6 protein-coding genes are annotated in these 7,589 nt (G+C 64.8%); all 6 read left to right on the top strand.

Annotation, left to right across the window (positions count from 1 at the left end):
- Positions 1–199: 199 nt before the first annotated feature.
- The 6 genes from ACIPIA_RS07005 (at position 200) to ACIPIA_RS07030 (ending at position 7,525) form a co-directional block, all read left to right on the top strand.
- Positions 200–2,182, top strand: a complete 1,983-nt coding sequence (locus ACIPIA_RS07005) for an AMP-dependent synthetase/ligase (protein WP_400507989.1) — start codon at positions 200–202, stop codon at positions 2,180–2,182.
- An 11-nt stretch (positions 2,183–2,193) separates the two neighbouring features.
- Entirely contained in the window at positions 2,194–2,994 is an 801-nt protein-coding gene (locus ACIPIA_RS07010; RefSeq protein ID WP_400507991.1) for an ABC transporter ATP-binding protein, read from the top strand.
- Positions 2,995–3,166: 172 nt separating this feature from the next.
- Positions 3,167–4,081, top strand: coding sequence for a branched-chain amino acid ABC transporter permease (locus ACIPIA_RS07015; RefSeq protein ID WP_400507993.1), 915 nt, complete (start codon positions 3,167–3,169; stop codon positions 4,079–4,081).
- A gap of 13 nt (positions 4,082–4,094) precedes the next feature.
- Positions 4,095–5,174: a branched-chain amino acid ABC transporter permease gene (locus tag ACIPIA_RS07020; RefSeq protein ID WP_400507983.1), complete on the top strand. Its 1,080-nt coding sequence runs from the start codon at positions 4,095–4,097 to the stop codon at positions 5,172–5,174.
- 104 nt (positions 5,175–5,278) lie between these two features.
- Entirely contained in the window at positions 5,279–6,610 is a 1,332-nt protein-coding gene (locus ACIPIA_RS07025) for an ABC transporter substrate-binding protein (RefSeq protein WP_400507985.1), read from the top strand.
- 69 nt (positions 6,611–6,679) lie between these two features.
- On the top strand, positions 6,680–7,525 hold the full coding sequence (locus tag ACIPIA_RS07030) for an ABC transporter ATP-binding protein (protein ID WP_400507987.1): 846 nt from the start codon (positions 6,680–6,682) through the stop codon (positions 7,523–7,525).
- Positions 7,526–7,589: the final 64 nt, after the last annotated feature.

Below are 7,589 nucleotides of genomic sequence, written 5' to 3' on the forward strand. Positions count from 1 at the left end.
GAGGGGAACCAGGCCAGGATTCGACGCGGTGTGCCAGTGATCGAACCTCGGCGGGACAATACTCACAAAAAGGCGAATTGTCTGTCAAGCGCCTCCTTGCGAAGATGGTGCCCGGCTGCAAGTCTTGCATGACAACGAGACCGGGAACCGGCTCACAGGAAGCTGCCACGACGCATGGCGGCTCGTCAGGGAGAACGCAATCGTGGCAAGCGGCACCGCCGGCCAGGCGGATACCTTTCCGAAATTGCTGTTGCGCAATGCGAAGGAGCGCGCGACGCGTGTAGCCTTCCGCCACAAGGATCTCGGCATCTGGCAGTCCTGGAACTGGGCCGAGGTCGCGGAGCACGTCCGGAACTTCGCCAAGGGCCTGCAGGATCTCGGGCTGAAGCGCGGCGAGAAGGTCGCGATCATCGGCTACAACCGGCCGAAGCTCTACTGGTCGATGTGCGCCGCGCAGTGGATCGGCGCGATCCCGGTGCCGGTCTATGCCGATGGTGTCGCCGAAGAGATGGCCTATGTCCTCGACCACGCCGAGTCCGTCTTTGCCGTGGTGCAGGACCAGGAGCAGGTCGACAAGCTGCTCTCGATCGCCGATCGCCTGCCGCATCTCAGGCATATGCTCTATGACGAGCCGCGCGGCCTGCGTGACTACGACCACAGCAAGCTCCACGCCATCGAGACGGTGATCCAGGCGGGCGCCAAGGCCCTGAAGGACCCGCAGGCCGAAGCCGCGCTCGTCCACGAGATGGAGCAGGGCCAGGGCTCCGATCTCGGCATCATCCTCTACACCTCCGGAACGACCGGCCGGCCCAAGGGCGTGATGCTCAGCCATTACAACGTCATCGTCGCCGCCGAGATCGGCTGCGGGTTCGACGGGCTCAACGAGAGCGACGAGGTCATCGCCTATCTCCCGATCGCCTGGGTCGGCGACCACGTCTTCTCCTATGCGCAGGCGATGCTGGCCGGCTTCTGCGTCAACTGCCCGGAGAGCCCGGACACCGTCATCGACGACCGCCGCGAAGTCGGCACCACCTACGCCTTCGCCCCGCCGCGCGTCTTCGAGAACATGCTGACCATCACCATGGTTCGCATGGAGGATGCCGGCGCCCTCAAGCGGAAGATGTTCCACTACTTCCTCGGCGTCGCGAAGCAGCACGGCGAGAAGATCCTGAACGGCGAGAGCGTGCCCCTGCAGGGACGGCTGCTCTACAAGCTCGGCGATTGGCTGGTCTACGGTCCCCTGCGCAATCGTTTCGGCCTGACGAACATCAAGGTCGGCTACACCGCCGGCGAGGCGATCGGCCCCGAACTCTTCCGCTTCTACCGCTCGATCGGCGTCAACCTGAAGCAGCTCTACGGCCAGACCGAAGCCGGCGTGTACATCACCATGCAACCGAACGGCGAGATCAAGGCCGACACGGTCGGCAAACCCGCGCCGCTGGTCGAGATCCGCATCGACGACAATGGCGAGGTGCTCTACCGCTCGCCCTCGATCTTCGGCGGCTACTACAAGGATCCGGACAAGACGGCGGAGACGATGACCGCGGACGGCTATGTCCGCTCCGGCGATGCCGGCTTCTTCGACGAAGGCGGCCACCTCAAGATCATCGACCGCGCCAAGGATGTCGGCAAGCTCGCGAGCGGCAACCTTTTCCCGCCGAAATACATCGAGAACAAGCTGAAGTTCTATCCGAACATCAAGGAGGCCGTGGCCTTCGGCCAGGGCCGCGACTACGCGACGGTCGCGCTCAACATCGACCTGACCGCCGTCGGCAACTGGGCCGAGCGCAACAACGTGGTCTACGCCTCCTATCAGGAGCTCGCCGGCCACGATCTCGTCTACGACATGATCGCCAAGCATGTCGACGAGGTGAACCGCTCGCTCGCCACCGAGCCGATGATGGGCGGCGCCCAGATCAAGCGCTTCCTCATCCTGCACAAGGAACTCGATGCCGACGACGGCGAGCTGACGCGCACCCAGAAGGTCCGTCGCGGCTTCATCGCCGAGCGCTACGCCCCGCTCGTGGCGGCGCTCTATGACGGCTCGGAGGCGGCCGACATCTCGACGGAAGTGACCTTCGAGGACGGCCGCAAGGGCGCGATCTCGGCCCGCGTCAAGGTGCGCGACGCCAGGATCTATCCCAGCGGGCAGGAGGCGCCGGCAGCGGCGAAGGCGGCATGAACGCGGAGCCGATGAACGTGACCGGCGCTCCCATCCGCGGCAAGGGCGAAGTCCTGCTTTCGGTCGAGAACATCTCGCTGCGCTTCGGCGGCGTGAAGGCGATCACCGATGTCTCCTTCGACATCCGAAAGGGCGAGATCCGAGCCATCATCGGGCCGAACGGTGCCGGCAAGACCTCGATGCTCAACTGCATCAACGGTTTCTACCAGCCGCAGGAGGGACAGATCGTCTTCAAGGGCGAGCGCCGCGCCAAGATGCGTCCGCATCGCGCCGCCGCAGGCGGCATTGCCCGCACCTTCCAGAACGTCGCGCTGTTCAAGGGCATGTCGACGCTCGACAACATCATGACCGGCCGCACGCTCAAGATGAAGAAGGGCTTCTTCTGGCAGGCATTGCGCCACGGGCCGGCCATGCAGGAGGAGATCGAACACCGCCGCGTCGTCGAGGACATCATCGACTTCCTGCAGATCGAGCACATCCGCAAGCTGCCGGTCGGCAAACTTCCCTATGGCCTGCAGAAGCGCGTCGAGCTCGGCCGCGCGCTCGCCATGGAACCTGAGCTGCTGCTGCTCGACGAGCCGATGGCCGGCATGAACCTCGAGGAGAAGGAGGACATGTGCCGCTTCATCCTCGACGTGAACAACCAGTTCGGCACGACGATCGCGCTGATCGAACACGACATGGGCGTCGTCATGGACCTCTCCGATCGTGTCGTGGTGCTGGAATACGGCCGCAAGATCGCCGACGGGACGCCGGACGAGGTCAAGGCGAACCAGAAGGTGATCGACGCCTATCTCGGCGTGGCGCATTGAGGAGCGCGGACACATGAGCGACATCGCCACCCGCCCCGCCCCGAACCTTCTCGCCAACCCACTGGTCAAGGCCGGCCTGATCGTCACCGCCATCATCGCGGCACTCGCGATCGGCGTTCGGCTGGACCCCACCAACACGCTCTACGCGATCTTCGTCGACCCGTTCCAGCAGATGGCCCAGGCGCCGGACCTGCTCGTGCAGACGATCTGGGAAGGGCTCGTTTCCGGCGTACTCTATGCGCTGATCGCGCTCGGCTTCGTGCTGATCTTCAAGGCCTCCGGCGTGTTCAACTTCGCCCAGGGCATCATGGTGGTGTTCGCGGCGCTGACGCTGGTCGGCCTCTACGAAAAGGGCGTGCCCGCTTTCCTCGCGGTCATCATCACGCTCGGCGTCATGTTCGCGCTGGCCGTCACCATCGAGCGCGTGGTGCTGCGCCCACTGGTCAACCAGCCCGACATCATCCTGTTCATGGCGACCTTCGGCATCACCTATTTCCTGATCGGCTTCGGCGAATCCCTCTTCGGCGGCAACCCCAAGCAGATGATCGCCGAGCAGCTCTATCTGCCCAAGGGCGCGGTCGACCTGCAGATTCTCGGAGGGCTGGTCTCGCTGCAGAAGATCGACATCGCCGCCGCGATCATAGCCTCGCTGATGATCGCGGCTCTCGCGGCCTTCTTCCAGTACACGCGCATCGGCCGGGCGCTGCGTGCCGTCGCCGACAGCCACAAGGCGGCACTCTCTGTCGGCATCTCGCTCAACCAGATCTGGGTGATCGTCTGGTTCACCGCCGGCATCGTCGCGCTGATCACCGGCATCATGTGGGGCGCCCGCTCGGACGTCTCCTTCGCGCTGGAGATCGTGGCGCTGAAGGCCCTGCCGGTGCTGATCCTCGGCGGCTTCACCTCGATCCCCGGCGCTATCGTCGGCGGCCTCATCATCGGCATCGGCGAGAAGCTCGGCGAGTTCTACTGGGGCCCGCTCGTCGGTGGCGGGATCGAGAGCTGGCTCGCCTATTTCATCGCGCTGGGTTTCCTGCTGTTCAGGCCGCAGGGGCTGTTCGGCGACAAGATCATCGAACGCATCTGAGGAGCCTCACGACATGTTCTACCGCGAGGCCGGTCAATACAAATCCACTTACTCCGCCGACATGGCCGTCTTCCCGCTGCGGGAAGACCGGATCGGCATCGCCGTCATCCTGGCCGTCGCGCTCGTCGCAATTCCCTTCCTGGGCAGCGACTTCTTCATCGCGTCAGTCATGATTCCCTTCCTCGTCTTTTCGCTGGCGGCGATCGGTCTCAACATCCTCACGGGATATACCGGGCTGATCTCGCTCGGCACCGCCGCCTTCATGGGCGTCGGCGCCTATGCCTGCTACAAGCTCACGACCTTCTTCCCGAACGTGAACATCATCGTCCTGATCCTGGTTTCGGGCCTGTTCTCGGCCGGAATCGGCGTGCTCTTCGGCCTGCCCTCGCTGCGCATCAAGGGCTTCTACCTCGCAGTCGCGACGCTCGCCGCGCAGTTCTTCCTGCAATGGGCCTTCGTGCGCGTTCCCTGGCTGTTCAACTACAACGCCTCCGGCGCGATCGAGGTGCCGCAACGCACCCTGTTCGACATCCCGATAACCGGGGCGTCCGCCACGCCGGAGACACGCTACTTCGTCTGTCTCGGCCTTGTCGTGGTGCTGACCTGGTTCGCCTCGAACCTCGTCCACGGCAAGCTCGGCCGCTCCTGGATGGCCGTGCGCGACATGGACATCGCCGCCGAGCTCATGGGCATCAAGCTGCTCAACGCCAAGCTGATGGCCTTCGCGGTCTCATCCTATTTCTGCGGCGTTGCCGGCGCGATGATGATCTTCCTCTGGTACGGCGGCGGCGAGGCGGCGGACGTCTTCTCGATCCGGCTCTCCTTCAACATCCTGTTCATGGTCATCATCGGCGGCCTGGGCTCGCTGATCGGCTCGTTCTTCGGAGCGGCCTTCCTCTCGATCCTGCCGACCGCGCTCAAGTTCGGCCTGCCCGCGCTCGGCGTTCCGATCGGCGGCGCCGCGGCCGAGCACGTCACCTTCATGCTCGTCGGCGCGCTGATCATCCTCTTCCTGATCGTCGAGCCGCACGGCCTCGCCCGGCTCTGGCAGATCGGCAAGCAGAAATTGCGGACGTGGCCCTTCCCCTATTGAGGCTGGGGGACAGGCCCAAGAAACGACCGGCGACGCTGAAGCGCCGGCGCTGAAAGACCGATCCGACATCTGTCTGGTCGGGAGGAAACGAACGGAGGAAGTCCATGAAGACCAGCATTCTGATGAAAGGGGCGGCTCTGGGCGCCCTGCTCGCTGCGGCCGGCGCGGTCGTCCCGGCTGCAGCGCAGGACAGCGTCTACTTCGCCAACAACGCCTATCGCACCGGCCCGTTCTCCGGCTCGGGCATCCCGATCGGCGACGGCATGCGCGACTACATCACGATGATCAACGAGCGCGACGGCGGCGTGAACGGCGTCAAGATCGTCTACGAGGAATGCGAGACCGGCTACGACACCAAGAAGTCGATCGAGTGCTACGAGCAGGCCAAGGCCAAGAACACGATCGTCTACTCGCCCTGGTCGACCGGCGCGACGCTCGCCGCGATCCCGCGCGCCCATGTCGACAAGATCCCGATCCTGTCGATGGCCTACGGGCTCTCCGCCTCTGCCGAAGGCACGAGCTTCCCCTGGGTCTTCATCCCGCCCTTCACCTACTGGGACGGCGCTTCCGTCATGGTGAAGCACATGGCGGCCGAGCTCGGCGGCCTGGACAAGCTCAAGGGCAAGAAGCTCGGCCTGATCCATCTCGACGCGCCGTTCGGCAAGGAGCCGATCCCGGTGCTCGAGAACCTCGCCAAGAAATACGGCTTCGAGCTGAAGCTCTACCCGGTGGCGGCGGCCGACATGCAGAACCAGGGATCGCTTTGGCTCTCGATCCGGCGTGACCGGCCCGACTTCCTCTACAACCAGGGCTGGGGCGCGATGAACCCCACCGCGGTCAAGGAGGCTGCCAAGAACAACTTCCCGATGAACAAGTTCGTCGGCGTCTGGTGGGCCGGCGGCGACGACGACGCGCGTGCCGGTGGCGAGCAGGCCAAGGGCTACAGGTCGCTGAGCTGGGCGCTGAGCGGCACCGAGGCTCCCGCGATGCAGGACATCCTCAAGTTCGTGGTCGACAAGGGCAAGAGCACGACGCCGAAGGAGAAGGTCGGCGAGGCCCTCTACAACCGCGGCGTCTACAACGCGATGCTCGTCGTCGAGGGCGTCCGCAATGCGCAGAAGCTCTCGGGCAAGAAGGTCATCAACGCCGAGGACATGCGCCGCGGCCTCGAGGCTCTGAACCTCACCGAGGCGCGTCTGAAGGAAATCGGCCTCGGCGGCTTCGTCACGCCGACCTCGATCTCCTGCTCCGACCACTCCGGCCACAGCAAGATGTTCGTCGCGGAATGGGACGGCGCCAAGTGGACGAAGAAGGGCGACTGGGTCGAGCCGATGAAGGACGAGGTCCGTCCGCTCATCGAAGCCAACGCCAAGGACTATGTCGAGAAGGCCGGCAACTGGCCGAAGCGCGCAGAGTCCTGCGAGAAGTCGTCCTGACCTGACGGCGGCCGGCGGCGGCTCACCGCCGCCGGCACCCCATCGATAGCGATTGTCCGGGAGAGGCCGATGTCGACCGCCACCCTCGAGAAGCCAGCCGCAGCGACGGCAAGCGACACCATCCTGTCGCTCAACAACATCGAGGTCATCTACGACCATGTCGTGCTGGTGCTGAAGGGCGTCTCGCTCACCGTGCCGCGCCAGGGCATCGTCGCGATCCTCGGCGCGAACGGCGCCGGCAAGACCACGACGCTGAAGGCGATCTCGAACCTGCTCAAGGCCGAGCGCGGCGAGGTCACCAAGGGCTCGATCGTCTTCGACGGCGAGCGCGTCGACAAGATGTCGCCGAACGAGCTCGTGCGCCGCGGCTGCATCCAGGTCATGGAAGGCCGGCACTGCTTCGGCCATCTCTCGATCGAGGAGAACCTGCTGACCGGCGCCTTCACCCGCCGGGACGGCAACGCCGCGATCAAGCGCGACCTCGAGAAGATCTACACACTGTTCCCGCGCCTCAAGCAGCGGCGCAATTCGCAAGCCGGCTACACCTCGGGCGGCGAGCAGCAGATGTGCGCTATCGGCCGCGCCATGATGTCGAACCCGAAGATGATCCTGCTCGACGAACCCTCGATGGGCCTCGCCCCGCAGATCGTCGAGGAGATCTTCGAGATCGTCCGCCGGCTCAACGCCGATGAGGGCGTCTCCTTTCTCGTCGCCGAGCAGAACACCAACATGGCGCTGCGCTACGCGACCTACGGCTACATCATGGAGACCGGCCGCGTCGTCATGGATGGCGAGGCACAGATGCTGCGTGAGAACGAGGACGTGAAGGAATTCTATCTCGGCGTGGCCGAGGGCAACAAGAAGTCCTTCCGCGAGGTGAAGAGCTACAAGCGCCGCAAGCGCTGGCTCTCCTGAGGCCCCCGGCCCTTCGGCCCGCCGACCCGCCCCATCAGCGAGATGACCGCCATGACCGAGCATT

Source organism: Allobosea sp. CER48, from assembly GCF_044752385.1.
GTDB lineage: Bacteria > Pseudomonadota > Alphaproteobacteria > Rhizobiales > Beijerinckiaceae > Allobosea.

Excerpts from the sequence above, each read along its gene's own strand:
- ACIPIA_RS07010 (WP_400507991.1), top strand. The coding sequence starts at position 2,194 with ATGAACGTGACCGGCGCTCCCATCCGCGGCAAGGGCGAAGTCCTGCTT.
- ACIPIA_RS07025 (WP_400507985.1), top strand. The coding sequence starts at position 5,279 with ATGAAGACCAGCATTCTGATGAAAGGGGCGGCTCTGGGCGCCCTGCTC.
- ACIPIA_RS07020 (WP_400507983.1), top strand. The coding sequence starts at position 4,095 with ATGTTCTACCGCGAGGCCGGTCAATACAAATCCACTTACTCCGCCGAC.
- ACIPIA_RS07030 (WP_400507987.1), top strand. The coding sequence starts at position 6,680 with ATGTCGACCGCCACCCTCGAGAAGCCAGCCGCAGCGACGGCAAGCGAC.
- ACIPIA_RS07015 (WP_400507993.1), top strand. The coding sequence starts at position 3,167 with ATGGCCCAGGCGCCGGACCTGCTCGTGCAGACGATCTGGGAAGGGCTC.